This is a genomic window from Phenylobacterium sp., from assembly GCF_030693625.1.
GTDB classification, from domain to species: Bacteria; Pseudomonadota; Alphaproteobacteria; order Caulobacterales; family Caulobacteraceae; genus Phenylobacterium; species Phenylobacterium ferrooxidans.
Genome location: NZ_JAUYAF010000073.1, coordinates 1 through 25,092, shown reverse-complemented (window position 1 = coordinate 25,092; position 25,092 = coordinate 1). Strand labels below are relative to the sequence as shown.

Here is a 25,092-nt window from a genome sequence, read left to right as displayed (position 1 = left end):
CTCATTGGCAGGCTTCCTGGGCGTTGAAGGTGGGGGCCCAGGCTTGACCGTAGACTTCACGGGGCAGGGCCTTGTCGGCGGCGGCCTGGCGAACGGCGCGGATGGCCCGTTCTGCGGCGGCCCGGACCACGGGATTGGAAGAGGTTTCCTGGCCGCCGGCTTCCACGGCGCCGACCACCTGACCGGTGGCCGAGAGGGTGAAGGTGACGCGCACCCGCACGTCACGGCCGCCCTCGACCTCGCAGTTGGGGTTCCACCGGCGCTCGATCTGCGAGACCAGGCCCGCCAGCGCGCTGGCCGAGACCCCCTTGCCGGCGCCGGCCGCGGCGCGGGCCTCGAGGGCGGTCTCCTGCCGCGTGGGCCCTCTGGCCGCGGACGAGGACTTGCCCCCGGCGGGGCGGGACTTGGCGATGCTGGCCGAAAGGGCGTCGAGGTCCAGAGCCTTCTGCGGCTTGGCGGCGGGTTTCTGGACGCCCTTGGCGGTGGGGTCGACCGTGGGCTTGGCCGCCGCCGGCGCGGGCTTGACGGGGCTCGGCGCGGGGACGGGAGCCGGGGGCAGCGGTTCGGGCAGGGGCGCCTCGATGGCGGCCTCGGGCGGGGCGTCGGGGACGGGCTGCTCGGTGGTGGCCATCTGCTCCTGGGCGGCCTGGGCGGCGGCGCGCAGGTCGGTGTAGGTGGCGTTGGAGATGATGTTGACCGGCACGGTGGTTCCAACCTGAGGCGGTTCCTTTGGCCAGGAAATCAAGGCGGCCACGATCACCCCGCCGTGCAGCAGGACGGAGACGATCATCGCCGCGGAGAAATCCGACCCGGTGCGCGTCATGCCGGCCTCAACCCGCCGGAGCGTCCGGGACGGGGGCGCCGCCGGAGGAGGGGCCGCCCGTGTCGGTGATCAGGTTGATCGAGGTGAAGCCGGAGGTGGAAAGCGCCGCCATCACCTGGGCGACCACCGAATAGGCGGCCCGGCCGTCGGCGCGGACATAGATCGGCTTGGTGGTGTCGCCGGCCATGGCGCGCAGGCGCGGCGAGAGGCCGGCGAAGGCCACGGGCTCCTCCTGCACGAACAGCGAGCCGTCGGCGCGGATGGAGACGGTCAGCGGCTCGGCCTGGTCCTGCATGGAGCCGGCCTCGGTCTTGGGCAATTCCACCGGGACGCCGACGGTCAACAGGGGCGCCGACACCATGAAGACGATCAGCAGCACCAGCATCACGTCCACCAGGGGCGTGACGTTGATTTCCGACAGGGCGCCCCTGCGGCCGCCACGGCGGCGTCGGCGGCCGCCGCCGCCCGAGGCTGAGAACGCGTCGTGGCTCGAGATCGCCATGGCCTAGGTCCGGTCCGCCAGCCGCCGCTGGATGGCGGTGGACAGGTCGTCGGCGAAGCCCTCGAGGCGGCCGGTGTAGCGCGAGGCGTCGGTGGAGAACTTGTTGTAGGCGATATAGGCCGGGATGGCGGCCACCAGGCCGATGGCCGTGGCGAACAGGGCCTCGGCGATGGAGGGGGCGACCACCGAGAGGTTGGTGTTCTTCTGGATGGCGATCTCCTGGAAGGCGTTCATGATCCCCCAGACGGTGCCGAACAGGCCGATGAAGGGCGAGGCGGTGGCGACGATGGCCAGCGAGCCGAGGCCGTCCTCCACCCGCTGGGCCTCGCGGGCGATGGTGGTGTCCAGCACCCGGTCGATCCGCTGGATCAGGAAGGCGGCCTGGGTGTCGGTGGAGAGGCCCTTGCCGCGAGCGTCGCGCCATTCACGCAGGGCGCCCTGCAGCATGCGGGGCAGGGCGTGCTTGGGCCGCTCGCCGGCCTCGGCGGCGATGTCCTCCAGGCTGCGGCCCGAGGAGACCTGATTCTCGAACCGGTCAGCCTGGCTGTTCAGCGCGCTGAAGCGGAAGAACTTGTCGATGATCACGGTCCAGGACCAGAGCGAGGCCACGGCCAGGCCGATCATCACGCTCTTCACGACCCAGTCGGCGCGCAAGAAAAGGGAGATGAAGGAGAAGGTCTCGGGGGTGATCGCGGCGGGGACTGCGGGGTCCATGCGGCCTGGGCTCCGTGGTTAGCGTCCGGCCAGGATTGGCTTGGGACAGCGCAGTGTCGAACTTGTGGCCAAGCCACCACAGAAATGTACGTCTCACTTTGAAACGAACATTTCTGCCCACTCCTGGTTGGAGCGCGATGGCCGCCGAAACCGGAAGTTCACTTTCGGCTATCGCGCTCTAGCAAAACAGAGGCCGGAGCGTCGCTATGAGTTCTTTAGGCGGTTTTCGTGGCCGTCCTGCGAGATCGATACAGGCGGCCTCGACGATCGCCTGCGCAATCAGTTGCTCGCCGCGGGTGATCTTCTGGTCGATGAACAGGCGCGGTCCGGCCATCCGGTCATAGGTCGTGCGCACAAGAAGCGCGTCGTCGATGCGGGCCGGCGCCTTGAAGTCGATCTCCAACCGCACGACGGTGAAGGCGGCCGGGTCCGGGCGGTCCAGCAGCTGCGCGTGGCCGATGCCCGCCACCCGCAGGAAATCGCTGCGGCCGCGCTCGAAGAACCGCACATACTGGCCATGGTAGACGACGCCGGTGAAGTCGGTGTCCTCGTAGTAGATGCGCACCGGCAGGCGGTGCTCACGGCCGACGATCTCGCCGGCGGAGGGTTCGATCATCGGGTTCGGTCCTGCAGCATGGCCGAGGTGAGGAGCGCGCCGAGCCCGAACAGCAGCCAGGCTGCGCCCGCCACCAGGCGGGCGGGGTTGGCGGCGTAGAGCTCGGGCGACCAGGTCATCGCCACCGAGCCCAGCAGCGCCCCCACCAGGCAGATAATGGCCGCGGTGCGCAGGCGGGGCGCCTCGCCGCCGGCGGTCAGGCGGTGCACGGCGCTCAACAGCACCGGCGCCAGCAGGGCGGTGATTCCGAACAGGATGGCCGTCGTGTACCCGCCGCCGAACAGTCCCCACGGCATGGCCAGCCGGAGGAACACCGCGGCGAGGAACCAGAGCACGGCGCCTAGCAGGATCAGGGAAAGGGTACGCATCAGCCCCTTATGCCGCGACGGGAGCGAGGCGGTCGAGAACCAATGCCCGCTCATCCCGGCGAAGGCCGGGACCCAGGTGAACCCCCGGGGCCATTTGAGATGATATCCGAGGCGCTGCCCGTGATCAGGCGCTGAACACCGGAGATGAATCTGAGGCCCGGCCTTCGCCGGGATGAGCGGCGATTTTCACGACTCCTCCTCGAACAGCCCCGGCTGTCCGCCCGCCTGGATCTGCGGCGGCGGGGTCAGGCCGATGTGGGTGTAGGCCTTGGCGCAGACCATCCGGCCGCGCGGCGTGCGCTGGATGAAGCCCTGCTGCAGCAGGAAGGGCTCGATGACGTCCTCCACCGCGTCGCGGGCCTCGGCGATGGCGTAGGCCAGGGTCTCCACCCCGGCCGGCCCGCCGCCATAGTTCTCGATCAGGGCGCGCAGGTAGCGGCGGTCCAGGGCGTCCAGCCCGGCTTCGTCCACGTCCAGACGCGCCAGCGCCTTGGCGGCGGCCTTCTGGTCAATGAGGGTGGCGCCGTCGGCGGCGGCGAAGTCGCGCACCCGGCGCAGCAGGCGTCCGGCGACGCGGGGCGTGCCGCGTGCGCGGGCGGCGATCTCCAGGGCGCCGTCCGGCGACAGCTCCAGGTTCATCTTCCGGGCGGCCTGGGTCAGCACCTTCTGCAGCTCTGCGTGGGTGTAGAACTCCAGGCGCAAGGGGATGCCGAAGCGGTCGCGCAGCGGCGTGGCCAGCAGGCCCGCCCGCGTCGTCGCCGCCACCAGGGTGAAGGGCGCCAGGTCGATGCGGATCGAACGGGCCGAGGGGCCGTCGCCGATGATCAGGTCCAGCACGTGATCCTCCATCGCCGGATAGAGGATTTCCTCCACATTGGCCGGCAGGCGGTGGATCTCGTCGATGAACAGCACGTCGCGCGGTTCGAGATTGGTCAGGATGGCCGCCAGATCGCCGGCCTTGGCCAGGACCGGACCGCTGGTGGCGCGGAAGTTCACCCCCAGCTCACGGGCGACGATCTGGGCGAGCGTGGTCTTGCCCAGGCCCGGCGGGCCGAACAGCAGGACGTGGTCCAGGGCCTCGGCGCGGGCCTTGGCGGCCTCGATGAACACCGAGAGATTCCCCTTGGCCTGCTCCTGGCCGACGAACTCCGAAAGCGTCTGCGGACGCAGCGCCTTGTCGGAGCCCTCCATGGGAACCTCCTCGCCGGAAACCAGCCGGGTCATGCCTTTTCCTCCCCTGCGCAGCGGGGGAGGGGGACCGCGCCGCAGGCGTGGTGGAGGGGGCGAGACTGGGCGCCGAGCTTGGGGCCGCCCCCTCCACCGGCTGCGCCGGTCCCCCTCCCCCGTGAACGGGGGAGGAAAGGGGCGGCATTGGTCCTCAACGCCCCAACTCCTGCAAACCGGCCTTGATCAGCGCCTGGACGGTCGCCTCATCCCCCAGGCGCAGGGCGGCCTGTTCGACGACACGCCGGGCGTTCACCTCGGCGATGCCTAACCCCATCAGGGCCGAGACCGCCTCGCCGGTGGCCGACGGCGCGAGTGGGGCGGGCGCGAGGGCTGTCGCGTGGAAGGCGGCGACCGGGCCGTCGGTGAGCGGCTTGTCCTTCAGCTCGGTGACGATGCGCAGGGCGAGCTTGGGACCGACCCCGTTGGCGCGGGCCACGGCGGCCTTGTCCTCGCGGGCGGCGGCCTGGGCCAGCTCGGCCGGCGACAGAATGTCCAGCACCCCCAGCGCCGCCTTGGGCCCCACCCCCTGGATGGATTGCAGGACGACGAAGGCGCGACGCTCGTCGCGGCCGAGGAAGCCGTAGAGCCGCATGCCGGTGGCCTCCGACCACTGGGTCTCGACGTGCAGCACCGCCTCCTCGCCCATGGCGGGCAGGTGGCCGAGCGTGCGCGAGCCGCAGCGGACCACATAGCCGACGCCGGCGACGTCGATCAGGGCGTCCTCCTCGCCGACCTCGGCCACCAGGCCCCGCAGACGCCCGATCACGCGGCGGCTCCGAAGCTGCGGGCCTTGCGGGCGTGGGCATGGGCGATGGCGACGGCCAGCGCATCGGCGGCGTCGGCGGTGGCGGGGCCGGCCTTGGGCAGCAGGCGGGCGATCATGAAGGCCACCTGGGTCTTGTCGGCCGACCCGGTGCCCACCACCGACTTCTTCACCACCGTGGCGGCGTATTCCGCGACCGGCAGGCCGGCGCGGGCCGGGACCACCAGGGCCATGGCGCGGGCGTGGCCGAGCTTCAGGGCCGAGGCGGCGTTGTTGTTCATGAAGGTCTCCTCCACCGCCGCCTCGTGGGGGCTGTGCAGGGCGACGACGTCGCTTATGCCGACGAACAGGGCCAGCAGGCGCTCGGAAAACGGCAGGCTGTCCTTCGGTGCGATGACCCCATGGGCAACGTGGGTCAGCCGCGCCCCGTCGATCTCGATCACGCCCCAGCCGGTGCGGCGAAGACCCGGATCGAGGCCGAGGATACGGATGGCGGTCATGGCGGGACTCAAGGCGCGTTCGGGATATGTTCCGGTGATACAGCGGCCTTCTGGGTTAAGGAAGGGTGTTCTGGTCCGCCTGACCTCGGCGCCGGTCAGGGCTTGGGCAGCTTCTTGATGCAGGCGTCAACATCGTAGCCTGGAGGTGGCTTCAGGGTTCCATCCGCCGCCGCCATCCTCGCCTTGCTCATGGAAGCCTCGAGTTCCGATGGCGAGCTGTACCGGTTCGCGGCGACGTTGATCATCTGCGCATACCAGTAAAGGGAGCCGCGCCAAGCCGCGACGTCCTGGGCGTTCTGTTCCGCTCGATTGGCAAGCTGGCCATAGCATGCCGCGAGAGTGTCGATCTTGGGCATCGCCGCGACCCGTGATCCCGGCAGCACCCAGCGGATGGGGAGCCGGACCTCACGCCCCTCGATCGGCTGTCCGTCCCGGTGGGGCGTTTTAAGCTGGAAGAGCGGCGCGAGGGCCAGGGTGGCCAGGCCGAAGTTCTCGCCCGCCGGGTATTCCCGGGTAACGGCGCATCCTGTCATCGTGCCGTCAGCCTGCGCCTTACAGGTTATGATGGCGACGCCATCGATGTTCTTGCTCTGGGCCTTGGCCGGATAACGTCGCGCGAGATCTTCGGACGTCGGCACCCGCTTCCAGTCTTCGATCGCAAAGGGTGGCGGCGCTGCGGCAGGCGAGCCTGCTGCGAGCGCCAGGGCAGCGAAGATCGGCGACATCAAACAAGCTCCACCTTGAACGCCCCGATCCTGCACGCCCAGGTGGTTTGGCGCTAGCCCCGCGCCTCCACCGCGAGAATCTGATGCCCCGGCCCCTTGCGCACCACCAGGTCGGCCTGGTCGCGGGCGGGCAGGATGTGGTCGTGGAGGTTCTTCAGATTGACCTTCTCCCAGACCATCCTGGCCAGGCCCTCGGTCTCGGCCCGGCTCATGTTGCGGAAGCGGGCGTAAAAGGAGCCGGGATCGTGCTCGGCGGCTTCCCACAGACCCATGAAGCGGGCGGTGTACCAGGCCTCCAGATCGTACTCCGGCGCGTCCAGATAGATCAGGCTGTCGATCAGGGACGGACCGTGGGTGGGGATCAGGTTCAGCCCCTCGATGATCAGGATGTCAGGCCGATCCAGGGTGCGGACCAGGGCCGGGTCGATGTCGTAGGTCACGTGGGAATAGCCGGGGAACGCGGTCGGTTCTCGGCGCACGCTCTCCAGGGCCGCGCGCAGGGCGGCGTGGTCATAGGACGGCGGAAAGCCCTTCTGGTTCGACAGGTCGAGTTCCGCCAGCCGGGCGTTGGAGAACAGGAACCCGTCGGTGCAGACCAGCTCCACCTTCTGCCCCGCCGCCGCCAGATGCTCGGCCAGGGCGGCCGCGAACACGGTCTTGCCCGCCGCTACCGCGCCCGTGACGCCGATGATGTAGGTCCCCGACGCCGGCCGCCGCGCGGCGAGACGCTCGGCCACCTGGCTCAAATCCATCGCGGCCATCGGCCCTCCACGCGTTTTCCGGAGGTGACCCTGACACAGGCCCGCGGCTTTGGGCTAGATGGGTCCAGAGAGGGGGAACACCATGGCCAAGACCACGAACCGAACGTCCGTCGAGGACCTGAACCGCGCCAATGACGGCAAGCTGCCGGGCCATCTGGGGCTGACCATCACCGAGGTCGCCGACGGGCGCGTGGTGGGGCGGTTCGAGGTGCGGCCCGACCTGGTGGCCCATACCGGCTTCCTGCTGGCCGGCTGCCTGCTGTCGGTGGCCGACATCCTCTGCGCCTACGGCGTCTCCACGGCCTGGCCGGAGGGCGCGAGCGGCTTCACCACCGCCGAGGTGAAGGCCAACTTCATGAGCACCCTGCGCGAGGGGGCGGTGATCTGCACCGCCCAGATGCTGCACGGCGGCCGCACCACCCAGGTCTGGGACGCGACCCTGACGGACGCCGCCACCGGCAAGCTGATGGCCGCCTTCCGCTGCACCCAGATCATTCTCTATCCGAGAGCCTAGGCTCCGGCCGAGGCCGCGGAGGATTGGGCTTCGCTCTTGGGGGGCGGCGCCTGCAGCAGCTCGATGGTGTAGCCGTCGGGGTCCTTGGCCAGGCCGACCACCGCGCCGCCCAGGCTGGCGATCGGCGCCGGCTCGCGGATGATGGTCAGGCCATCGGCCTTGATCCGGTCGCTCACCGCCTTGGGGTCGGTGACGTAGAAGACCAGCTTGATCGGGTTGTCCTTGTAATTCCGCTCCGAGCCGTCGGTATAGTGCATCAGCACCACAGCCGTGCGGCCCTCGAAGGCCACCACCACCTCATCCATATAGTCCAGCTTGAAGGTCTGAACCTGCTTCATGCCCAGGACCCGGGTGTAGAAGTCGGTGGAGCGGGCCAGGTCGCTGACCCCGATGCCGGTGGCGCCGAGATAGTCGGGGGAACGGGGCATGGGTTTTCCTCTCAGGTTTTCATCCTGAATAGCTGAGCTGGCCATACCGCCATATAGAAATGTGACCGGCCCTAACGGTCCCGCCTGAACTTGGCCGCATCCGCCGCCAGCGAGGATTGCATCTTCGCCTCCACATCCTCCTCGGCCTGATAGGGCAGGAAGCCGGCCACGCCGCGGATGGCCAGCAACATCTGGAAGCTGAACTGCGGCAGGATCTTCAACGGCCGCCGCTTGTCGGTGACGTCCCAGCCGGCGGCCTCGAAAGCTTCGACCTGGTCGCGCTCGGACTGGTGCTCGATCCGGTCCCAGTCGGCCGGCAGGGTCACCTCGTCGGCCTCGTCGAGGGTCAGGCCGAAGTTGGCGCGGCTGACCTCGTCCAGTTGCGGAAACTCGGCCTGGGCGCCCGGCTCGCGCATGGCGGGCTTCATGACGGAGGCGAATTCCAGGTCGGCGATGCCGGGCAGGTCGATCAGGCGGCGCAGGGTGCTCATGGCGCGAAGTCTAGCCGAACGCTCGGCGGGGCCCAAGCGGGCTGGCCGTCGCGCCGGAGCCTGCTAGTCCTTCGCCAGTCTAACGCGGATTACGACCGGGCGGCCCCGCCGCTGGTGATTTCCTTGATCAGGCCCTGGAGCTGCTGCTTGCCGCCCGCGTTCCAGACCGCCTTCATGTGCTCGAGGGTCCGGGCCGCGCCTTCCTCGAACTTCCAGTCGCAGTCGTCGAAGCGGCAATCCTTGAAGACCGGCGCCTCGCCACCGGAATAGACCAGGCGGCACTTCTGGAAATCGCAGTCGTGGAAGGTCTCTCCGTCGAGCTGGACGGTTTCACGGGTGAACGAGGTGGAGCTTTGCATGGCGCGGTCTTCCTGAGGTCTTTGGGGCGAGGCGGCGGGCCCACCGCGGAGGATCGCGGGTCAGGTTCGGAGAAGCGCTCGGCAGGGCGGCTAAACACCCGAACGGCGCGCAGAAAGCAAGCGTAGCCTGCGAAAACCGGTCTTGAGCCCATGTGTCGCCGCGCCGATAATCAGTCTTCTCGTTAAGGCCAAGCTGGCGGTCGCCCGGCCGATGTCGCCGATCAGGGCGCGAGGATGACACCGCCGCCACCGTCTGAAAACAGAGGACAGGCGGTCGTTGTCGGCGTATCGGCCCGCCATGACCGAACTGTTCTTCGACCTGCAATCGACCCACAACCCGCACCGATGGTTCATGCCCCTGACGCCGGCCGTCTGCGTGGGACCGCCCGACAACCTCTTCATGTACGGCGGCATTGGCCTGGCCAGCGCCATCGCTGCCATGGAGGGAACCTGCGCCCGGCCGGTGATCTGGGCCACGGCCCAGTACCTGTCCTACGCCCGGCCGGGCTCGGTGGTGGACCTGGATGTCTGGGTGCCGGTGCAGGGCAAGTACAACAGCCAGGCGCGGGTGATCGGCCACGTCGGCGATCAGGAGATCTTCACGGTCAATGCGGCGCTCGGCGCCCGGCCCAGCACGGTCTCGCACCAGTGGGTGACCATGCCCGACATGCCGGCCCCTGAAGACTGCGAGCGCTCGGTGCTCTGGGGCGACCAGGGCGACAACCTGAACGGCCGCCTGGACGTGCGGATGGCCAAGGGCCGCTACGGCGAGGGCCCGCGCACCGGCGACCTCAGCGCCGACGGCCGCCTGGTGATGTGGATCAAGCCGGTGGAGGACTACGCCATCGACGCCAGCATGCTGGCGATCATGGCCGACTATGTGCCCTCGGGCGTCGGCGCGGCCCTGGGTCGCCAGGGCGGGGGCAACAGCCTGGACAACACCCTGCGCATTCGTCGGATCGTGCCCACCCGATGGGTGCTCTGCGACATCCAGATCACCGGCATCCACGGCGGCTTCGCCCACGGAGTCATGAACCTGTTCGCGCAGGATGGAGAACTGATGGCCACCGCCAGCCAGTCGGTGATCGTGCGGATGATGGACTAGGATTGGGCCCGCGAGGGCGACCCCGCGCGGATCACGTGCAGGGCGTTCAGGGCGAACTCCACGTCCTCGGGCGTGTTGCGGAAGCTGGGGGTCAGGCGGACGTGGCGCTCGGCATAGGGCGAGACCGAGCCGATGATCCTGTACTGGCGCAGCCGGCGCGACACGCCGTCGGCCGACAGCCCGTCGACGTCGAAGGCCACGATGCCCGCCGACAGCCGGGGGTCGCGGGGCGTGCGCAGCCGGATGTGCGGCATCTGCACCATGCCCTCCTTCAGGCGGCCCGCCAGCTCGACGGTGCGGTTGCGGATATTGGTCTTGCCCACCCGCTGGTGAAAGCCGAAGGCCTCGGTCAGGGCCCAGACCTGCTCGAAGGCCTTGAATCCCCCGGGGGTCATCCGCGCCCCGGTGGAAGGGCCCGGATCATAGCCGCCGAGCCAGGCCGAATAGGCGCCCTCCGCCAGGAAGCTGGGCACGGTGGGCTCCACCCGGCTCCACCCCAGGGGAGTGCCGAAGATCACCCCGGTGCCGCGCGGCCCGAACAGCCACTTGTGGCAGCCGGCCACCAGGAAGTCGCAGCCAAGCTGGGGCAGGCTCGCATCTTCCACGCCGAAGCCATGAACCCCGTCGACGCAGAACAACACCTTCTCGTGGGGCGCGCGGCCGGCGTTGATCGGGATCAGCGCGTCCGCGATGGCGCGGATGGGCATCTTCAGCCCCGTGGAGGAGTGGACCCAGGTCAGGGCCAGGACCCGGGTCCGGGGGCCGATATTGGCCACGATCCGCCCGACGATCTGCTCGACGGTGACGGTCTCCACCCGCTCGAACAGGCTGATCTTGCGCACCGTTGCGCCGCCGCGCAGGGCGGCCAGCCGCAGACTCTCGTGGGTGACGTAATAGTCGTGGGTGGTGGTCAGGACCTCCTGGCCGTAGCGGAGGCCAAGGCCGTTGTAGAGCAGGCCGATGCCCGAGGTGGTGCTCTCGCACAGGGCGATGTTCTGGGCCGGCACGCCGAAATAGGCGCCGGCGGCCGCGCGGGCCGCGTTCTGCAGCGGCCGGTTGTTCTTCTCCAGATAGCGCACCGGATTGGCGTCCAGGGCGCGGCGGTGACGGTCGATGGCGTCGCGCACCGGCTTGGGATTGGAGGCGAACAGCATGGCCGAGAGATCGACCTCCCCCCAGTCCAGGGCCCACTGGTTGCGTACCCAGGTCCAGTCCACGGGGCCTGGCGCGGGGGCCGCGGTCGTCGGCGGAGCGGGAGGCGCAGGCGGCTCGCCGTCGGCGAAGTCGGGGTCGGTGACCTGATCGCTGTCCTGGGCCAGGGCGGCGGACGCGAGGGTCGCGGCGCCGAGCGCCAGGCCCGAGCGCGCCAACAGGTCACGCCGGCTGGTCGCCCCGCCGCGGGATTTCGAAGCCATGTGTCCCCCTCATGGCCGCCTTGGCGGGCGGCCGGGGACAATAATCCCGATACGGTGACGGCTGTTCACCCTGTTTCTTGTCCAGGATGAATCCGTCTGGGGCGTCTCCCGGCAGGGTTAGCCGAACTTCTCCAGGTCCTCGTCGGAGATCTCGTAGTCGCCGTAGACGCTCTGGACGTCGTCGTCGTCCTCCAGGGCGTCCAGCAGCTTCATGAGCGTGCCGACGGAATCGCCGCTGATCGGGGTGCCGCCCTTGGCGCGCCAGATGATCTTGGTGGACTTGGCCTCGCCCAGACTGGCCTCGAGCGCGGCGGCCACCTCGGCGAAGGATTCGTAGCCGGTGAAGATGGTGTGGGTTTCCTCGTCGGACTCCACATCCTCGGCCCCGGCCTCGATGGCGGCCTCCATCACCTTGTCCTCGCTGCCGACCTTGGCCGGATAGACGATCTGGCCCAGGCGATCGAACATGAAGGCGACCGAACCCGTCGCGCCCATGTTGCCGCCGTTCTTGGAGAAGGTGGACCGGATGTTGGCCGCCGCGCGGTTGCGATTGTCGGTCAGGCCCTCGACGATCAGGGCCACACCGCCGGGGCCGAAGCCCTCGTAGCGCACTTCGTCATAGGATTCGGCGTCGCCGCCCGCGCCCTTCTTGATGGCCCGGTCGATATTGTCCTTGGGCATGGACTCGGCCTTGGCGTTGGCCACCGCCAGGCGCAGGCGGGCGTTCATGGTAGGGTCGGGAAGTCCCGATTTGGCGGCTACAGTGATCTCGCGCGACAGCTTGGAGAACAGCTTGGAGCGCACCGCGTCGGCGCGCCCTTTGCGGTGCATGATGTTCTTGAACTTGGAATGTCCGGCCATGAGTGGTCTGTTGTTCTCGTTCAGGCGGTTCTTAAATGGGTTGAGGGCTTCTAGCGCCCAGGGGCGCGGAAGACCAGCGGGGGAGGAACCTCCCCAATTTCGAAGGGTTTGAGTGGCATGAAAGAGCAGTACGAACCGATGAGCGACTATGCCGAGGCGTGGGATGGATCCCTCATCTACGGCAAGGAGCATCGTCGGCAGGGGTTGGGCCCGGTGGCGGCGTCAGGCGCCATGTTCGGATCGTTCCTGCTGGGCACCCTCGTGGGCGTCGGCGTCATGGTGCTGATGCGCCAACTCGACGACGCCAACGACGGCGGGGTCATCCTGCGCCGGGTCTAAGACCCGCTCCCCGGTGTCCTCCCGGCTTCGGTGGCACGCGGAAGACCGGGCCCTGGACGCACCGATTTCCCCTGCCCGTCCCGCGCATAGGGGTCGCGGACACCGCTGCGCATTTGCCGGATGACAGCGGCGGTGGATGGTTAGACCGGGTCGCAATCGATCTGGGTGATGGTCCCGCCGCTCAGGGCGTAGATGGCGTCCTGCGGCACGGGCAGGGTGAGCAGCCCTTCGCGCGGCAGCTTGCCGTAGATGCCGCGCAGGAAGCGACCGGCAAGGCCGTGGGAGACAAGGATGACCTTGTCGTCCTGCCCCACCGAACCTAGCCAATCCGACAGACGGTTCCAGATGACCTCGAAGCTCTCGCCGTCCGGGGACTGGAAATAGCGCTCCGGATACGGGACGTCCTGCGGCCTGCGCGCCTCAAGCTCGTCGGTCTGCAGGCCGTCCCAAGATCCCATGCTGGCCTCGGCGACGCGAGGATCGAGGCCGGGGGTGAGCCTACCCCCCATGGTCTCGCAGATGATCGCCGCGGTCTGTTGCGCGCGGCCAAGCGGGCTGGCCACCATCCGCCAGCCCGTGGTGTCAGGGACCAGCCTCGCCAGCAGCTCGCCCATCCGCCGCGCCTGGGCTCGCCCAAGCGCGGTCAGGGGCGAGTCCGACGCGCCCTGATAGCGGCGCGCCAGGTTCGACTCCGTCTGGCCGTGACGGACGAGATAGATCACCGCTTGCGGCGCACCACCGGGTGGGACGACGACAGACCGCCGTCCACGACGATGGCCTGGCCGTTGACGTAGGAGGCCTCGTCGCTGGCCAGGAACAGGGCCGCATTGGCGATCTCGATGGGCACGCCGCCCCGGGTCAGCGGGTTCAGCTGGCCGATCTTGTCCTCATTGCCGCGGGCCCGGGCGCCGTCGAAGATCGGCTGGGTCATGCCGGTCTCGATCAGGCCGGGGCAGATGGCGTTGACCCGCACGCCCGTGCCGTAGAACTCGTTGGCCGAGGTCTGGGCCAGGCTGATCACACCGGCCTTGGAGGCCGAATAGGGCGTGCCGCCCGCGCCCGAGCGGATGCCGGCCACCGAGGCGGTGCAGATGATCGAGCCCTTGCCGGCCGGGACCATCACGCGGGCCGCGTGCTTCACCAGCAGGAAGGCGCCGATCAGATTGACCCGCAGGATCTCGGTCCAGAAGGCCTGGTCCTGGTCGTCGAAGGCCGTCCAGCCGCCGGAGATGCCGGCATTGGCCCAGGCTACGTCCAGGCCGCCATATTCGGCGACGGCCTTGGCCACGAGGCCGGCCACGAAGGCTTCGTCGCCCGCATCGCCCGCCACCGAGACAGCCTTGCCCCCGGCGTCGGTGACCATCTTGGCGGTCTCATGGACGGTGTCCATCTTGTCGGCCAGGACCAGGCTGGCGCCCTCCTGTGCGAACAGGACCGAGGCCGCGCGGCCGATGCCGGAGCCCGCGCCGGTGATGATGGCGCTCTTGCCGGAAAGACGTCCCATGATGGTTTCCTTGGGTTGTTCGAAAGGGAAGCGGCGCGCTCAGCGCGCCTTGGCCACCGCGGCCAGGATGGCGTCGGCGACGATGTCATAGAGAGCCGGCGGCACGTCGTGGCCCATGCCGGGGATCACCCGCAGCTCGGCGCCCGGAATGGCGGCCGCCGTGGCTTCGCCGCCCCGCACCGGCACCAGGGGATCCTCGGCGCCGTGCAGGACCACGGTGGGAACCGTGAGTGTCTTCAACGCCTGCGTCCGGTCGCCATAGGCGCGGATGGCGGCCATCTGGCGGGCCGAGCCCGTGGGGTTGAAGGCCCGGCCATGCTCGGCGATCACCCGTTCGCGCAGGGCGCCTTCGGGCCAGGGGTAGCCGGGGCTGCCGATCGTGGTGGCGTTGGCGACGCCGTGGGCGATGAAGGCCTCGCGGTCGGTCTCTGGATTGGGCGGGGCGACGGTCAGCACAGCGCCGGCCTCCGGCGTCGGATCCATGGTGCCCGGCGCGCCGCTGGCCGACATGATCGAGGTCAGCGAGAGCACCCGGTCCGGATGTTCGATGGCGATGACCTGGCTGATCATCCCGCCCATCGAGACCCCGGCGATGTGGGCCTTGTCGACGCCCGCGGCGTCCAGCACCGCCATGGCGTCGTCGCTCATGTCCGACAGGGTGTAGGCCTGGCCCGGCTGGAACCAGGTGGAAAGGCCGGTGTCGCGGTTGTCCATGCGGATGGCGCGGAAGCCTTTGGCGGTCAGCTTGGCGCAGAAGGCCTCGGGCCAACGGGTCATCTGCGAGCCCAGGCCGTTGATCAGCAGGATGGTCTCCGGGCCCTGCCCGAACACCTCGTACTCGATCGCCACGTCGCCGTTCCTGGCCTTGGGCATGGGTCTCTCCCTCGCGAGTTCTCGTTGAGGCCGACACGCGCCATCCCCGCTGCGACGGCGAGGATAGCGCGGTTGGCGTTGGTCTTACGGCACCATCACCACGCGGCCGACGGCGGCGCGGCTTTCGATATAGGCGTGGGCGGCGGCGGCTTCCGACAGGGGGAAGACCCGGTCGATGACCACCTCGAACTCGCCGCGGGCGGCTTCGTCGATCAGGCGCTGGATGTTGTTGTGCACCCGGTCGGTGTTCATCTCGGCGCCGAGGAAGACCCCCGACAGCGAGCGGTTGCCGCCCATCAGCGAGCCGACATCCACCACCATGGGCTCACGCCCGGCGGCGCCGACCATGGAGACCCGGCCGCGATAGGCCAGGGCGTTGATGGAGCCCTGCAGGGTGGGGCCGCCGACGCTGTCGACGATGACGTCCACGCCCTTGTTGTCGGTGAGGCGGCGAGCCTCCTTCACCACGTCGTCGCGGGTGTAGTTGATGCCGTGGTCGAGACCGAGGCGCTTCAGCTTTTCCAGGCGTTCATCCGACGAGGCGGTGGCCAGGATCAGGCCCGCGCCGGCCCGCTTGGCCAGCTGGATGGCGGCGACGCCGACCCCCGAGGCGCCGGCCTGGATCAGGACGGTCTCGCCCTTCTTCATGCGGCCGAACTCGAACAGGCAGTCATCGGCGGTGCCGAAGGTGACCGGGATGGCGGCCGCCTTCTTCACGTCGAAGCCGTCCGGGATGACCCAGCAGTTGCGGGCGGCCACGGCGCGCATCGAGGCGTGGCTGCCGAAATTCATGACCGTGGTGACCTTCTGACCGACCTTCAGGTGCTCCACCTCGGGGCCGACCTCGACGATGGTCCCGGCGGCCTGGTAGCCCACGACGTGCGGCTTGGTGGCCAGCGGGCCGCGCCAGCGGCTCAGCGTGTCGCCACCCTCGATGGCGATGGCCTCGACGGCGATGACCACGCCCTTGGGGTGGCACTGCGGGTCGGGCATGTCCTCATATTTCAGGACTTCGGGTCCGCCGTTCTCGTAATAGACAGCAGCCTTCATGGGACTCTCCTAATGAATTAAAACAAATGTTTGACTTAGGTCTCACGCCCAAGCTGACTAGGCAAGTCGAGGAAATCTAAAGGCAGGAGGGCCGTCTTGGAACTGGCGAAACCGCGGGTCGATATCGGGCTCTCCACCAATGACCTCGAGCCGATGCTAGCCTTCTGGCAGGGCGAGGCGGGCATCCCCTTCGACCACCTGCTGAAGATCCGTCGCGGCCAGGACCAGCACCGCCACGACGTCCTGGGCTCGGTGCTGAAGATCAACCACCATGCCGATCCCCTGCCTGACACGCCTGCCACCGGATACCGCGAACTGATCGTCGCCCGGCCGGGGCTTGAGGCGCCCGTGAAGCTCACCGATCCTGACGGCAACCGCGTGACCCTGGTTCCGCCCGGCCATGAGGGGGTCACCCAGATCGGTGTCCGCATCGCCGTCCGCGACCTCGACGCCCACCGGAAATTCTATACCCAGGGCCTGGGCCTCACCGAGGAGGCGCCGGGCGCCTTTCGGGCCGGGGAGACCCTGCTGATCCTGGAGGAGAGCCCCGACGCGCCCGCCGACGCCGGCATGCAGGGCCGGGGCTGGCGCTACATCACCTTCCAGGTCTTCAAGGTCGACGCGGAGCATGCCCGGATCCTTTCGGCAGGGGGCCGTGAGGCCATGCCGCCCACCACGCTGGGGACCACGGCGCGCATCTCGATGGTGCGCGATCCGGACGGCAACTGGATCGAAATCTCCCAGCGCGCCTCGATCGTTGGAACCCTTGAAGCGCGCTGAGAATTTGCCGTTCTTCGAACGCGTTCGCTAGAGTGCGGCGTGGGGGAATCAGTTTCAGTCATGGACGATGCGAAGAGCGCCAATGTCGCCCTGGTGATCGAGACCATGTACCAGGTCGCGGCCAATCCCGACGCCTGGCAACAGCTCATCGAGGCCCTGGCCGACGCCGGCGAGCTGCAGGAGATGCCCAGCGAGGCCGCCACCGACATGGCGCGCAGCCTCGATGTCGCGCGCCTCACCGCCCGGCCTGAGGAAGGCCCGGTCTCCAGCGGCCGCAACGACATCGGCTGGATCGTGCTGTCGTCGCGGCGCAAGGCCCTGGCGGCCAACAGCCTGGCCCACGAGATGATGGACGGCGGCCTGGGCGGCCTGGGCGGCCTGAAGCTGGGGGCGGAGCTGGCCTTCGAGGACCCAGCCAACGGCGAGGCCCTGGTTCGCGCCCTCAACCAGTCCCGCGCCCAGCCCAGCGGCCAGACGATCCTGCGGCTGGACCGTGGGGACGACGGCCCCTGCTTCGCCTATGTGGCGCCGGCCCGCGCCCTGCCCGGCGTCGCCGACGCCGCGGCCGTCGAGCTCGCCACGGACGACCAGGCCTTCGCCCTCATCTTTCCGGCGGTGGAGGAGACCGGTCGGCTGTGGGCCTCGATCCGGGAGAGCTTCGGCCTCACACCCGCCGAGCTTCGCCTGGCCCGCAAGCTGCGGGATGGCCGCTCGCTGAAGGAGGCCGCCGACGAACTCGAGGTCAGCGTCAACACCCTGCGCAACCAGCTTCGCGCCATCTTCGACAAGATGGGGCTGAAGCGGCAGAGCGACCTGATCCGGGCCCTGACCCAGCTGTCCTCGGTGGCCAGCGCCATCGAGGCTCAGACCCCGGCCATCATCCCGCCGGCCAGCGTCGACGCGCCGCCGGTGGTGGCCATCACCCTGCGGGATGGGCGGCGCCTGGCCTATCGGGACTATGGCGCCCCCGACGGGCGGTCGGTGCTGTTCTTCCATGAGGGCCTGGGGTCGAGCCTGCTGCCGCCGGGCGCCCAGGGCCTGGCCCGCGAGCTGAACCTGCGCCTCATCTGCGCCGAGCGGCCGGGGTTTGGCCAGTCCGATCCGAGCCCGGACTATTCCTTCGACAGCGTCGCCGACGACATGGTCGAGCTCTGCGACCAGCTTGGCCTCACCGACGTCCGCATCAGCGCCATCCTCTCCGGCGCGCCTTCGGCCATGCAGACAGCCGTCCGCCTGGGCAGGCGGGCCGCGGGCGTCCTGCTGTGCTCGGGGCGGCCGCCCCGCCCGGTGAGCGAGGTGCGCACTCGCAACGCCCTGACCCTGTTCCGGTCACGGATCGAGAACAATCCGTGGGTGATCGAGACCTTCTACGCGATCCTGCGCCTGCGCCTGTCGGACCAGCTGGTGGACCGCATTGTGCGGGGCTCCACCGCCAACTCCCCCGGGGACGCCGCCTATTTCGCCGAGAACGCCCACATCGCCAGCTACATCGCCACCTATGTCGGGGAATCCCTGGCCCGCACCAGCCGCGGCGCGGCCGACGAGGTGAAGGCCTTCCGCCGGGGCCGCAACCTGACCGTGGCCGAGCTCTCCTGTCCGCTGGAGGTCTGGCATGGCGAAGAGGACGTCTTCGCGCCTCTCGCCGACCTGCTGGACTACCTGGGCGACAAGCCCCGCGAAGTCCGGGTGTTCCCCGGCGTCGGCCACTTGATGGCCCTCAAGCACTGGGACGAGGTGCTGCGCCGCGCGGCGGCCTGAGGCCCCGTCCCAAATGGGGTATAGTCCGTTTGGATCATGCGGGGGATGGCGCGAACCGTCAGACAGGGTTTGCGAACTCTGAAGACCTACCCCCAAGGGTCGACCATGCGTCCTGTCACCGCCGCCCAATGCGCGCCCGCGCCGACCGCCGATTCCGGCGCGTGGATCTGGGCTGACAGGTTCCTGGCCTCCTGCGGGGACGGTCTCAAAAACCCGTAACTCCAAGGCTGGGGGGCCAACCATGAAGAAGATCCATATTCCCGTCGTTGTCGCCGGGGCTCTGATGCTGACCGCCTGGGGCGCGCCCCAGATCGCCGCGCCGACCGCGCTGACGGCGCCGGCCCCGATCGAGGGTTCGACGGGCAAATACGCCTCGCCCTTCACCTCCGACGGCGTCACCGCCGGATGGGTGACCAAGTCGATGCAGGTCAAGGCCGCGGGCCAGATCGGTTCGATGGCGGGCAACTACGCCGGCCAGAAGGCCATGGAGCAGGTGCCCTTCGTCGGCGGCTTCCTGGGCAAGAAGGCCGGCGCCGCCATGGGCCGGGGCATCGCGCTCAAGGCCATCGGCGGCGAGGAATTCCTGCGCGCCTCGACGGACCTGTCCTTCGACTCGCTGAACGACATGGCCCTGTTCATGTACGTCAACCACTCCGCCAACCCGGAGTACCAGAAGATCCTGGACGCGACCTACGCGATCTACCCGGACTTCCAGACCGCTTACCTGCCGGCGCTGCAAAGCGCCTCGGTCGGCAAGTAACCACACGCCAACACGGGGATCGGCCGCGTGTCGGGCGCGGCCGGTGATCCTTCTGAATTTGTGGCGGCCACCCCAAGGGCCGTCCACGCCAAGGGGGCCATCATGCGCATTCAAACCACCACCATCGGCCTGCTGGCCGTCCTCGGCCTCGCGGCCGCCGGTCCGGCCCTGGCCGCGCCGAAGCTGAAGCCCCAGGGCTCGGCCACGGTCTACCGCGACACCACCACCTCCGACGGGGTGAGGGGCGTGGGCACCGAGAGCCAGGACATCGTCTCCATGGCCGACGCCATGTTCCGTGACCTGTTGAACGTGCCGGAGCTGATGAACCGGCCGACCCCGCCGCGGATCATCGTCGACCCCAAGTTCTTCCGCAACGAGAGCTCCGAGATCATCGACAAGGCCCTGATCACCGACCGCATCCGGGTCAACCTGCTGCGCGCCGCCGGGGGGCGCATGCGCTTCATCGGCCGCGAATATGCCGGGGCGGTGGAGGAAGAACGCGCCCTCAAGGACGCCGGAAGGGTGGACGTCGGCACCACCGGCCGGACCCGCGCCCAGGCCGGCGCCGACTACCGCCTGGTGGGCCGCATCGGCACCCGGGACGCCATCGACACTCGCACGGGCACGACCTCGCGATTCAGCCAGTACACCTTCGAGCTGCTCGACATGGAGTACGGCGAGATCATCTGGTCGAACCTGTACGAGTTCAAGAAAGAGAACCGCGACGACGTCGTCTACCGCTAGGTCTGACGATGAAACTCGCAGCCCTTTCAGGGGCGCTGGCGGTCGCCGCCTTCGGCTCGGCCCAGGCCAAGCCGCCGCCTCTCCTGCCACCCGTCCCCTATGACGCGGGTCCGGAGACCTTCGTCGGCCGCCTGGCCACGGACCTTCCGGGCAACCGCGTGCTGAACCAGATGGAGATCGGCGCCCGGGCCTTCTGGCGCGGCGACCACGCCACGGCCAAGCCCGCCCTGGACGACGCCATCCTGCGCATCGACTCGGTGTTCTCCGATAACGCCAACGCCGCCAAGGCCCGCAAGCTCTGGTACGACGAGGGCTCCAAGGACTTCAAGGGCGAGCCCTACGAGCGGGCCATGGTGTTCCTGTACCGGGGCCTGATCTACCTGCACGACGCCGACTACGAGAACGCCCGGGCCGCCTTCCGGCGCGGCCTGATGCAGGACGCCTTCGCCGAGGAGGATCAGAACCGGTCCGACTTCGCCCTGCTGCTGTTCCTCGACGCCTGGGCCAGCCACCTCAACGGCGACACCGACCTGCGCGACGAGACCATGGTCCAGCTCAAGAAGCTGCGCCCCAACTATGGCGGCATCGGCGAGAAGGATGACACCCTGGTCCTGGCCGAGACCGGCATGGCCCCGCGCAAGCTGGGGGACGGGGCGAGCCACGCATTCTTCGTCTACCGGCGCGGCAAGCCGATCCTGGAAAACCAGGTTCAGGTGCTGAATGGGGCGGCGCCCATGCAGGCGTTCCCCATGGAGGACATCTACTACCAGGCCTCCACCCGCGGCGGCCGGGAGATCGACAAGATCCTGGCCGGCAAGGCCCAGTTCAAGGCCACCACGGGCGGCATCGGCAGCTTCCTCTCCGACACCACGGTGGCGCTCTCTTCCAACAGCACCGCCTTCAGCGCGGGCGGGCAGTACGGCGACGCCGTGGCCGCTGTGGGGGTGCTCTCGGGGGTCTTCCTGATCGTCTCCTCCAGCTCCAAGCCCCAGGCCGACGTCCGCACCTGGAGTTCGCTGCCCGACACCGTCCACGTCCTGACGCTGGGGAGCGGCGGCAGGACGCCCAAGCTTACCGCCAACTTCCTCAAGGCCGGGGCGCCAGTGGCCGAAAAGCCCATCACCTGCGCCACCGACGCCAACCGCAAACAGCTGTGCCTCGTGCGCGCTCACTAAGAGAGAACGGAAATCCCATGACCTCCTTCCGCAAGCACTTGACGATCGTCGCCGCCACCGCCGCCCTGGGCCTTGGCCTGGCCGCCTGTGAGACCACCCCGCCCGAGGGCGGCGTCCGCATCGACCAGCAGAACAACATCCGCCCCGAGCTCAACTCGGTGCGGGTGATCGACAACACCCTGGCCAAGTATGTCGGCCGCAAGTTCAAGGTCGACAGCCTGCTGGACACCGAGGGCGCCTACGTCTCCACCGGCCCCACGGGCTTCAAGAAGATCACCGTCCAGATCCGCAACAAGACCAATGTGGCTCTGCCGTTGCAGGCCCGCGCCAGCTGGTACGATCAGAACGGCGTGCCCACCGACGGCGCCCAGGCCTGGACCAGCCTGTTCGTCCAGCCCAACGCCATGGTCACCTTCGAGCAGAACTCGGCCCGCCTGAACTCGGCCCAGTACTACGTCGAAATCCGCGGCGCCGAGTAAGCCCGCCTCAGGATCAGGAGGGTAAAATGCCCCACCGTATGAAGCTCGCGGCGCTAGCGGCCCTCCTGGTCGCCGGCCCCGCCATGGCCCAGCCCCAGTACCGGCCCCAGGCGCCGGAGGTGACCTATCGCGAGGGCATGCCCGAGGTGAACACCCCGGCCCCCAGCGTCAATCCCGACGCGGGGAACTACGCCTCGTCGGGCAGCTTCGCCCGCTGGTACGCCAGCGCCGGCCGACCCACCATGCTGATGTTCTGGAACCGCCAGCTGATCGAGGACGCCACCAGCCAGTACGACAGCGTCCAGACCACGCGGTCGGCCGGTGTCGCCATGGGCGAGGCCGCCGCGGTGCGCGGCCGCGGCTGGGCGGCCAGCGCGTCGAGCGGCGTCGCAGCCTCGGCCAGCGAGAGCCGTCAGTACCAGGAGCGGATGACGGACTCGAGCTACGGCTTCCGCAGCAACAACTTCACGCGCGGCGTCGAAAGCTCGATTCTCAGCACCTTCCTGTCGGCGGGCGCCCGGATCGTCGACCGCGAGGCGGTGATCCGCAAGGTCTCGGCCAAGCACTCCCGCGAGGACCGCATGGACATCCAGTATCTGGAGACCTTGGCCATGGGCCAGGGCATCCAGTACCTGATCGAGATCCTGCCCGATGACGACGCGTCGTCCCCCACCGGGGTCACCTTCACGGTGAAGGTCACCCACCTGCCCACCTCCACGGTGCGGGCCCAGTTCACCACCTCGGGCGATCCGCCGCGCGGCGAGGCCAAGTGGGTGGCGGTGAACGGGGCGGGCTTCGAGAAACGCGCCGCCTCCAGCCGCCAGACCCCGCAGTTGATCGGCGCCCAGGTGGCCTACGACACCATGACCAAGCTTCGCTAGGGCTCAGGCTCTGGCGCACGGAAAGGGCCTGGAGATGGCCCGTCGTCTTTCCTTCGGGTGGACGGAACGGCTGGGCTTGGGGGAGTTACCGGCCGGATCTCCAGACAGGCGTGGCCACCCCCCGGCGGCCACGCCTGTTGTCCTTTTGGTGGACATATCCCCGGCGCTCGCCGACGCTCCTTTCCAACAACGTGTTTAGGGAAGGGATGATCATGACCATGCGGGCCTTGGTGCTGGGCGGGGGCGGGCCGGTCGGCATCGCCTGGGAATCCGGACTGATCGCGGGCCTCGCCCAGGGCGGGGTCGATCTCGGAAAAGCCGACTTCATCCTGGGCACCTCGGCGGGCTCCTTCGTCGGCGCACGCCTGGCGCTGGGCGCGGAGTCGGCGACCCTGGCCGACCCGATCCTGGCCGAACCGCCCCCCGCGCCGCGTCCGGAGGGCCAGGCCAAGCCGGCCGCGCCGTCCGCCGATCTCACCGTCCTGGTGAAGATGATGGCCGACGCCCAGGGCGGCGTCCGCGATCCCCAGGAGGTGCGCGCCGAGATCGGCGCCTTCGCGCTGGCCGCCCAGACCCCGGCCGAGGCCACCTTCATCAAGAGCTTCGGCCATTCCTTCGCCGGCCTCCCCGACGACGCCTGGCCCGAGCGCGGCTTCGCCTGTTCGGCGGTGGACGCCCTGACTGGCGAGTTCAGGCTGTGGACCAAGGCGTCGGGCGTCGGCGTCACCCGCGCGGTGGCCTCCTCCTGCAGCGTGCCGGGCGTCTATCCTCCGGTCACTATCGACGGCCGCCGCTATATCGACGGCGGCATGCGCTCCACCCTCAACGCCGACCAGGCCGTGGGGCATGACCTCGTCGTCGTGGTCCAGGTGCGCGGCGGCGCCACCGCCGGCGCGGCCGCCGAGGCCACGGCCGCGCGCGTGCAGGCCGAACTCGACATCCTGCGCCAGGACGGCGCGAAGGTGGTGCTGATCGGCCCCGACGAAGGCAGTCAGGCCGCGATGGGCGTGAACCTCATGGACTTCCGCAAACGCGCCGCCGCCGCGCGGGCGGGCCTGGCCCAGGGCCTGGCCCAGGCGGCGGGGTTGAAGGCGGCCTGGGCGGGTTAGCTCTTTCCTCCCCCGTGAACGGGGGAGGAAAGAGTCACGGCCGTGCTGCTAGCCGTTCCGCTTCACGAACGCCCGGATGGCGGCGATCACCTGGTCCTGGTGGTCGGGGGTCAGATAGGGGTGCATCGGCAGGCTCATCACCTTTTCCGCCGCCGCGTCGGTGACCGGCAGGCCGCCGGGCGCCGGGTAGCGCGAATAGACCTGCTGCCGGTGGATCGGGATCGGATAGTAGACGGCGCTGGGGATCTCGGCGGCCTTCAGGTGGGCCGCCAGGCCGTCCCGGTCGTCGGTCTCGATGGTGTACTGCGCCCAGACGCTGACCCCGCCCGCGATCACCGACGGCGTGCGGACCACGTCCCCGAGCCCTGCCGCATAGCGGTCGGCCACCACGTTGCGGGCGGCGATCTCGTCCTCGAAGATGGTCAGCTTCTGCAGCAGCACGGCGGCCTGGAGGGTGTCCATGCGGCTGTTCATGCCGACGCGCATGTTCAGGTATTTGGGATCGTGGTCGAAGGTCTTGCCGGCGATGTCGGACTTCACCGCCTGGCCGTGGACCCGCAGCGAGACCAGCAGGTCGTGCAGCCGATCGTCCTTGCACAGCACCGCCCCGCCGTCGCCGTAGCAGCCCAGCGGCTTGGCCGGGAAGAAGCTGGTGGTGGTGACGTCGGCCCAGGCGATCGGGTGCTGGCCATTAAGCGTGCAGCCAAAGCCCTGGGCGGAGTCGGCGATCAGCTTCAGGCCGTGCTTCCTGGCCACCGCCGAGATGGCGGGATAGTCGGCGGGCTGACCAAACAGGTCCACCGCGATCACCGCGCGCGGCGTCAGCTTGCCCTCGGCCTTGATGGCCTCGATCGCCGCGTCCAGCTTCACCGGATCGAGGTTGTAGGTGTCGGGCAGGACGTCGACGAACACCGGCGAGGCGCCCACCAGGGGCATGACCTCGGCCGTGGCCGCGAAGGTGAAGGAGGGGCAGAAGACCGCGTCGCCGGGGCCGATCTCCCAGGCCATCAGGGGAAGCTGGAGGGCTTCGGTGCCAGACCCGCAGGACAGGACGAAGGGCGCCTGGCCGAACGCGCCGAGCTCCTTTTCGACCTGGGCGATCTCGGGCCCCATGATGTAGGCGCCCGAGCGCACCACCTTGAGGATCGCGTCCTCCAGGGGCTGGCCGAGGCGGACCCGCTGGGCCTGGAGGTCGATGAACGGAATCGGCATGGCGGATCAGTCCCGGGTCACGAAGCGGCGCGCTTCATGACACGGCGAGTCTAGCCAAGCCACACACGCTTGTTTTCGAAAAGTTGCGGCTGAAGACCTCTCCTCTCCCCGTTCAGGGCAGGGCTATCGCATATGACCGAGCATTGAGAAGAGGAAGGCGTCATCCCATCCGGCCCGCTTGATTTTGGTCTTGATGGATCCCTTGGCGGGGTGCTGTCGGATGATGTTGAGGGCGAGCTTTCGGATGAGGGCGAGG

31 protein-coding genes and 1 pseudogene are annotated in these 25,092 nt (G+C 69.0%); 11 read left to right on the top strand and 21 right to left on the bottom strand.

What is annotated here, in order from left to right; translation table 11 throughout:
- Nucleotide 1 precedes the first annotated feature (1 nt).
- The 10 genes from Q8N10_RS16795 to Q8N10_RS16750 form a co-directional block, all read right to left on the bottom strand.
- Complete coding sequence (locus Q8N10_RS16795; protein ID WP_304783598.1) at nucleotides 2-823, bottom strand: energy transducer TonB; 822 nt, start codon at nucleotides 821-823, stop codon at nucleotides 2-4.
- 7 nt (nucleotides 824-830) lie between these two features.
- The gene (locus Q8N10_RS16790) at nucleotides 831-1,325 is read right to left on the bottom strand and encodes an ExbD/TolR family protein (RefSeq protein ID WP_304783596.1); all 495 of its coding nucleotides are present in this window, start codon (nucleotides 1,323-1,325) and stop codon (nucleotides 831-833) included.
- Nucleotides 1,326-1,328: 3 nt separating this feature from the next.
- Nucleotides 1,329-2,039, bottom strand: a complete 711-nt coding sequence (gene tolQ, locus Q8N10_RS16785; RefSeq protein ID WP_304783593.1) for a protein TolQ — start codon at nucleotides 2,037-2,039, stop codon at nucleotides 1,329-1,331.
- Between the two features lie 178 nt (nucleotides 2,040-2,217).
- Nucleotides 2,218-2,655: a YbgC/FadM family acyl-CoA thioesterase gene (locus tag Q8N10_RS16780; protein ID WP_304783590.1), complete on the bottom strand. Its 438-nt coding sequence runs from the start codon at nucleotides 2,653-2,655 to the stop codon at nucleotides 2,218-2,220.
- On the bottom strand, nucleotides 2,652-3,023 hold the full coding sequence (locus Q8N10_RS16775; RefSeq protein ID WP_304783587.1) for a hypothetical protein: 372 nt from the start codon (nucleotides 3,021-3,023) through the stop codon (nucleotides 2,652-2,654). The genes Q8N10_RS16780 and Q8N10_RS16775 overlap by 4 nt, the downstream gene beginning before the upstream one ends.
- A gap of 186 nt (nucleotides 3,024-3,209) precedes the next feature.
- A complete protein-coding gene (ruvB, locus tag Q8N10_RS16770) occupies nucleotides 3,210-4,247 on the bottom strand; it encodes a Holliday junction branch migration DNA helicase RuvB (RefSeq protein ID WP_304783584.1) in 1,038 nt (345 codons plus the stop codon).
- Between the two features lie 154 nt (nucleotides 4,248-4,401).
- Nucleotides 4,402-5,016, bottom strand: a complete 615-nt coding sequence (gene ruvA, locus Q8N10_RS16765; RefSeq protein WP_304783582.1) for a Holliday junction branch migration protein RuvA — start codon at nucleotides 5,014-5,016, stop codon at nucleotides 4,402-4,404.
- Complete coding sequence (gene ruvC / locus Q8N10_RS16760; RefSeq protein ID WP_304783578.1) at nucleotides 5,013-5,513, bottom strand: crossover junction endodeoxyribonuclease RuvC; 501 nt, start codon at nucleotides 5,511-5,513, stop codon at nucleotides 5,013-5,015. Before ruvC ends, ruvA begins: the two co-directional genes overlap by 4 nt.
- Nucleotides 5,514-5,608: 95 nt before the next feature.
- Nucleotides 5,609-6,238, bottom strand: coding sequence for an energy transducer TonB (locus Q8N10_RS16755; RefSeq protein WP_304783575.1), 630 nt, complete (start codon nucleotides 6,236-6,238; stop codon nucleotides 5,609-5,611).
- A gap of 53 nt (nucleotides 6,239-6,291) precedes the next feature.
- On the bottom strand, nucleotides 6,292-6,999 hold the full coding sequence (locus tag Q8N10_RS16750; RefSeq protein ID WP_304783573.1) for a hypothetical protein: 708 nt from the start codon (nucleotides 6,997-6,999) through the stop codon (nucleotides 6,292-6,294).
- 82 nt (nucleotides 7,000-7,081) lie between these two features.
- Here Q8N10_RS16750 and Q8N10_RS16745 point away from each other — a divergent pair, with 82 nt between their 5' ends.
- On the top strand, nucleotides 7,082-7,513 hold the full coding sequence (locus Q8N10_RS16745) for a PaaI family thioesterase (RefSeq protein ID WP_304783569.1): 432 nt from the start codon (nucleotides 7,082-7,084) through the stop codon (nucleotides 7,511-7,513).
- Here the strand turns inward: Q8N10_RS16745 and Q8N10_RS16740 are convergent.
- From Q8N10_RS16740 to Q8N10_RS16730, 3 genes are all read right to left on the bottom strand, one after another.
- A complete protein-coding gene (locus Q8N10_RS16740) occupies nucleotides 7,510-7,941 on the bottom strand; it encodes a VOC family protein (RefSeq protein ID WP_304783566.1) in 432 nt (143 codons plus the stop codon). The genes Q8N10_RS16745 and Q8N10_RS16740 overlap by 4 nt on opposite strands.
- Before the next feature lie 71 nt (nucleotides 7,942-8,012).
- Complete coding sequence (locus Q8N10_RS16735) at nucleotides 8,013-8,432, bottom strand: hypothetical protein (RefSeq protein ID WP_304783563.1); 420 nt, start codon at nucleotides 8,430-8,432, stop codon at nucleotides 8,013-8,015.
- Between the two features lie 89 nt (nucleotides 8,433-8,521).
- The gene (locus Q8N10_RS16730) at nucleotides 8,522-8,791 is read right to left on the bottom strand and encodes a hypothetical protein (RefSeq protein ID WP_304783561.1); all 270 of its coding nucleotides are present in this window, start codon (nucleotides 8,789-8,791) and stop codon (nucleotides 8,522-8,524) included.
- A gap of 298 nt (nucleotides 8,792-9,089) precedes the next feature.
- On the opposite strand from Q8N10_RS16730, the gene Q8N10_RS16725 reads away from it, so the two are divergent.
- Nucleotides 9,090-9,896, top strand: a complete 807-nt coding sequence (locus tag Q8N10_RS16725) for an acyl-CoA thioesterase II (protein WP_304783557.1) — start codon at nucleotides 9,090-9,092, stop codon at nucleotides 9,894-9,896.
- Here the strand turns inward: Q8N10_RS16725 and Q8N10_RS16720 are convergent.
- Nucleotides 9,893-11,311 carry an aminotransferase class V-fold PLP-dependent enzyme gene (locus Q8N10_RS16720; protein WP_304783554.1) on the bottom strand — a complete coding sequence of 473 codons (1,419 nt, stop codon included), beginning with the start codon at nucleotides 11,309-11,311 and terminating at the stop codon, nucleotides 9,893-9,895. The two genes, Q8N10_RS16725 and Q8N10_RS16720, sit on opposite strands and share 4 nt — an antisense overlap.
- 117 nt (nucleotides 11,312-11,428) lie before the next feature.
- Nucleotides 11,429-12,172, bottom strand: a complete 744-nt coding sequence (locus Q8N10_RS16715) for a YebC/PmpR family DNA-binding transcriptional regulator (RefSeq protein ID WP_304783551.1) — start codon at nucleotides 12,170-12,172, stop codon at nucleotides 11,429-11,431.
- 117 nt (nucleotides 12,173-12,289) lie between these two features.
- Between Q8N10_RS16715 and Q8N10_RS16710 the strand changes: the two genes are divergently transcribed.
- Nucleotides 12,290-12,511, top strand: coding sequence for a hypothetical protein (locus Q8N10_RS16710; protein WP_304783548.1), 222 nt, complete (start codon nucleotides 12,290-12,292; stop codon nucleotides 12,509-12,511).
- Between the two features lie 140 nt (nucleotides 12,512-12,651).
- Here the strand turns inward: Q8N10_RS16710 and Q8N10_RS16705 are convergent, their stop codons facing one another.
- From Q8N10_RS16705 to Q8N10_RS16690, 4 genes are all read right to left on the bottom strand, one after another.
- Nucleotides 12,652-13,233: a histidine phosphatase family protein gene (locus Q8N10_RS16705; protein ID WP_304783544.1), complete on the bottom strand. Its 582-nt coding sequence runs from the start codon at nucleotides 13,231-13,233 to the stop codon at nucleotides 12,652-12,654.
- Nucleotides 13,230-14,015, bottom strand: coding sequence for an SDR family NAD(P)-dependent oxidoreductase (locus Q8N10_RS16700; RefSeq protein ID WP_304783541.1), 786 nt, complete (start codon nucleotides 14,013-14,015; stop codon nucleotides 13,230-13,232). Before Q8N10_RS16700 ends, Q8N10_RS16705 begins: the two co-directional genes overlap by 4 nt.
- Before the next feature lie 39 nt (nucleotides 14,016-14,054).
- Complete coding sequence (locus Q8N10_RS16695; RefSeq protein ID WP_304783539.1) at nucleotides 14,055-14,888, bottom strand: alpha/beta fold hydrolase; 834 nt, start codon at nucleotides 14,886-14,888, stop codon at nucleotides 14,055-14,057.
- 84 nt (nucleotides 14,889-14,972) lie between these two features.
- The gene (locus Q8N10_RS16690) at nucleotides 14,973-15,938 is read right to left on the bottom strand and encodes a zinc-binding alcohol dehydrogenase family protein (protein WP_304783536.1); all 966 of its coding nucleotides are present in this window, start codon (nucleotides 15,936-15,938) and stop codon (nucleotides 14,973-14,975) included.
- Between the two features lie 96 nt (nucleotides 15,939-16,034).
- On the opposite strand from Q8N10_RS16690, the gene Q8N10_RS16685 reads away from it, so the two are divergent.
- The 8 genes from Q8N10_RS16685 (at nucleotide 16,035) to Q8N10_RS16650 (ending at nucleotide 23,624) form a co-directional block, all read left to right on the top strand.
- Nucleotides 16,035-16,718, top strand: coding sequence for a VOC family protein (locus Q8N10_RS16685; protein WP_304783534.1), 684 nt, complete (start codon nucleotides 16,035-16,037; stop codon nucleotides 16,716-16,718).
- A gap of 60 nt (nucleotides 16,719-16,778) precedes the next feature.
- Entirely contained in the window at nucleotides 16,779-18,476 is a 1,698-nt protein-coding gene (locus Q8N10_RS16680; protein ID WP_304783531.1) for an alpha/beta hydrolase, read from the top strand.
- A gap of 241 nt (nucleotides 18,477-18,717) precedes the next feature.
- Complete coding sequence (locus tag Q8N10_RS16675; RefSeq protein ID WP_304783529.1) at nucleotides 18,718-19,236, top strand: hypothetical protein; 519 nt, start codon at nucleotides 18,718-18,720, stop codon at nucleotides 19,234-19,236.
- Nucleotides 19,237-19,338: 102 nt separating this feature from the next.
- Entirely contained in the window at nucleotides 19,339-19,980 is a 642-nt protein-coding gene (locus Q8N10_RS16670) for a hypothetical protein (protein ID WP_304783526.1), read from the top strand.
- An 8-nt stretch (nucleotides 19,981-19,988) separates the two neighbouring features.
- Nucleotides 19,989-21,155 (top strand): hypothetical protein, encoded by a 1,167-nt coding sequence (locus Q8N10_RS16665; RefSeq protein WP_304783524.1) that lies wholly within the window; start codon nucleotides 19,989-19,991, stop codon nucleotides 21,153-21,155.
- A gap of 17 nt (nucleotides 21,156-21,172) precedes the next feature.
- Entirely contained in the window at nucleotides 21,173-21,634 is a 462-nt protein-coding gene (locus Q8N10_RS16660) for a DUF1425 domain-containing protein (protein WP_293496084.1), read from the top strand.
- A 26-nt stretch (nucleotides 21,635-21,660) separates the two neighbouring features.
- The gene (locus tag Q8N10_RS16655; RefSeq protein WP_304783518.1) at nucleotides 21,661-22,515 is read left to right on the top strand and encodes a hypothetical protein; all 855 of its coding nucleotides are present in this window, start codon (nucleotides 21,661-21,663) and stop codon (nucleotides 22,513-22,515) included.
- A 212-nt stretch (nucleotides 22,516-22,727) separates the two neighbouring features.
- Nucleotides 22,728-23,624, top strand: a complete 897-nt coding sequence (locus Q8N10_RS16650; protein WP_304783515.1) for a patatin-like phospholipase family protein — start codon at nucleotides 22,728-22,730, stop codon at nucleotides 23,622-23,624.
- Between the two features lie 48 nt (nucleotides 23,625-23,672).
- On the opposite strand, the gene Q8N10_RS16645 is transcribed toward Q8N10_RS16650, so the two are convergent.
- Nucleotides 23,673-24,836: a DegT/DnrJ/EryC1/StrS aminotransferase family protein gene (locus Q8N10_RS16645; RefSeq protein WP_304783512.1), complete on the bottom strand. Its 1,164-nt coding sequence runs from the start codon at nucleotides 24,834-24,836 to the stop codon at nucleotides 23,673-23,675.
- Nucleotides 24,837-24,959: 123 nt separating this feature from the next.
- Nucleotides 24,960-25,092: pseudogene (locus Q8N10_RS16640) on the bottom strand (ISAs1 family transposase); the annotation flags it as partial.

Excerpts from the sequence above, each read along its gene's own strand:
- Q8N10_RS16795 (WP_304783598.1), bottom strand. The coding sequence starts at position 823 with ATGACGCGCACCGGGTCGGATTTCTCCGCGGCGATGATCGTCTCCGTC.
- Q8N10_RS16790 (WP_304783596.1), bottom strand. The coding sequence starts at position 1,325 with ATGGCGATCTCGAGCCACGACGCGTTCTCAGCCTCGGGCGGCGGCGGC.
- tolQ (WP_304783593.1), bottom strand. The coding sequence starts at position 2,039 with ATGGACCCCGCAGTCCCCGCCGCGATCACCCCCGAGACCTTCTCCTTC.
- Q8N10_RS16780 (WP_304783590.1), bottom strand. The coding sequence starts at position 2,655 with ATGATCGAACCCTCCGCCGGCGAGATCGTCGGCCGTGAGCACCGCCTG.
- Q8N10_RS16775 (WP_304783587.1), bottom strand. The coding sequence starts at position 3,023 with ATGCGTACCCTTTCCCTGATCCTGCTAGGCGCCGTGCTCTGGTTCCTC.
- ruvB (WP_304783584.1), bottom strand. The coding sequence starts at position 4,247 with ATGACCCGGCTGGTTTCCGGCGAGGAGGTTCCCATGGAGGGCTCCGAC.
- ruvC (WP_304783578.1), bottom strand. The coding sequence starts at position 5,513 with ATGACCGCCATCCGTATCCTCGGCCTCGATCCGGGTCTTCGCCGCACC.
- Q8N10_RS16755 (WP_304783575.1), bottom strand. The coding sequence starts at position 6,238 with ATGTCGCCGATCTTCGCTGCCCTGGCGCTCGCAGCAGGCTCGCCTGCC.
- Q8N10_RS16750 (WP_304783573.1), bottom strand. The coding sequence starts at position 6,999 with ATGGCCGCGATGGATTTGAGCCAGGTGGCCGAGCGTCTCGCCGCGCGG.
- Q8N10_RS16745 (WP_304783569.1), top strand. The coding sequence starts at position 7,082 with ATGGCCAAGACCACGAACCGAACGTCCGTCGAGGACCTGAACCGCGCC.
- Q8N10_RS16740 (WP_304783566.1), bottom strand. The coding sequence starts at position 7,941 with ATGCCCCGTTCCCCCGACTATCTCGGCGCCACCGGCATCGGGGTCAGC.
- Q8N10_RS16735 (WP_304783563.1), bottom strand. The coding sequence starts at position 8,432 with ATGAGCACCCTGCGCCGCCTGATCGACCTGCCCGGCATCGCCGACCTG.
- Q8N10_RS16730 (WP_304783561.1), bottom strand. The coding sequence starts at position 8,791 with ATGCAAAGCTCCACCTCGTTCACCCGTGAAACCGTCCAGCTCGACGGA.
- Q8N10_RS16725 (WP_304783557.1), top strand. The coding sequence starts at position 9,090 with ATGACCGAACTGTTCTTCGACCTGCAATCGACCCACAACCCGCACCGA.
- Q8N10_RS16720 (WP_304783554.1), bottom strand. The coding sequence starts at position 11,311 with ATGGCTTCGAAATCCCGCGGCGGGGCGACCAGCCGGCGTGACCTGTTG.
- Q8N10_RS16715 (WP_304783551.1), bottom strand. The coding sequence starts at position 12,172 with ATGGCCGGACATTCCAAGTTCAAGAACATCATGCACCGCAAAGGGCGC.
- Q8N10_RS16710 (WP_304783548.1), top strand. The coding sequence starts at position 12,290 with ATGAAAGAGCAGTACGAACCGATGAGCGACTATGCCGAGGCGTGGGAT.
- Q8N10_RS16700 (WP_304783541.1), bottom strand. The coding sequence starts at position 14,015 with ATGGGACGTCTTTCCGGCAAGAGCGCCATCATCACCGGCGCGGGCTCC.
- Q8N10_RS16695 (WP_304783539.1), bottom strand. The coding sequence starts at position 14,888 with ATGCCCAAGGCCAGGAACGGCGACGTGGCGATCGAGTACGAGGTGTTC.
- Q8N10_RS16690 (WP_304783536.1), bottom strand. The coding sequence starts at position 15,938 with ATGAAGGCTGCTGTCTATTACGAGAACGGCGGACCCGAAGTCCTGAAA.
- Q8N10_RS16680 (WP_304783531.1), top strand. The coding sequence starts at position 16,779 with ATGGACGATGCGAAGAGCGCCAATGTCGCCCTGGTGATCGAGACCATG.
- Q8N10_RS16675 (WP_304783529.1), top strand. The coding sequence starts at position 18,718 with ATGAAGAAGATCCATATTCCCGTCGTTGTCGCCGGGGCTCTGATGCTG.
- Q8N10_RS16670 (WP_304783526.1), top strand. The coding sequence starts at position 19,339 with ATGCGCATTCAAACCACCACCATCGGCCTGCTGGCCGTCCTCGGCCTC.
- Q8N10_RS16665 (WP_304783524.1), top strand. The coding sequence starts at position 19,989 with ATGAAACTCGCAGCCCTTTCAGGGGCGCTGGCGGTCGCCGCCTTCGGC.
- Q8N10_RS16660 (WP_293496084.1), top strand. The coding sequence starts at position 21,173 with ATGACCTCCTTCCGCAAGCACTTGACGATCGTCGCCGCCACCGCCGCC.
- Q8N10_RS16655 (WP_304783518.1), top strand. The coding sequence starts at position 21,661 with ATGCCCCACCGTATGAAGCTCGCGGCGCTAGCGGCCCTCCTGGTCGCC.
- Q8N10_RS16650 (WP_304783515.1), top strand. The coding sequence starts at position 22,728 with ATGACCATGCGGGCCTTGGTGCTGGGCGGGGGCGGGCCGGTCGGCATC.
- Q8N10_RS16645 (WP_304783512.1), bottom strand. The coding sequence starts at position 24,836 with ATGCCGATTCCGTTCATCGACCTCCAGGCCCAGCGGGTCCGCCTCGGC.